Annotated in this window: 1 protein-coding gene; it reads right to left on the minus strand. The window is 45.1% G+C overall.

The features are described from left to right. Positions 1–536: hypothetical protein (locus BKH46_RS09630; RefSeq protein WP_172402634.1), on the minus strand; the 536-nt coding region annotated here is incomplete at both ends.

Consider the following 536-nt stretch of genomic DNA (forward strand, 5'->3'; position numbering starts at 1 on the left):
GTGAGTTTGTTGCCTGTGGCAGTGGTGTTAGCAAATGTGATGGTCGCAGGGGAGATCACATTGGTGGAAGTGTTTTTCAGATCTCCATTGTAATATTTATCGAGTAAGGTTTTGTCTGTGGTGACATCATAGAGTGAGTTGGCATTGAGTGTGAGGTCTAGGGTTGAAGTGGCAGTGTTAGAGAGATGTCCGAAGAATTTCCCTGTCCCATTTGCAGTGTCCCCAAAGACAGCTGTGGTATTACCCTTGAAATCTCCGATGAGTGAAGTGCCTGTGGAGTTAAGGACTGAAGTGTCTTTGATCTCAGAGCCACCTTGGAGCGCAACAATGGCAGCTGTGTTGGTGAAATTGAGTGTGGTGAGGGAATTGGTTGTGCCTGCACTTTCTGAATTATCAGAGCCACCACTATTGAGTTTGGTGTCTGAGAGTTTGATGACTAAAGCTTCATTATTTGTATTGGTGTTGCCATTAGAGCTTGCGTTAATCGAGCCTTTGCCAACAAATGTGAGTGTTTGGTCATAGGGGTTTTTGGAGAG

This window comes from Helicobacter sp. 12S02634-8, from assembly GCF_002272865.1.
Classification (GTDB): domain Bacteria; phylum Campylobacterota; class Campylobacteria; order Campylobacterales; family Helicobacteraceae; genus Helicobacter_J.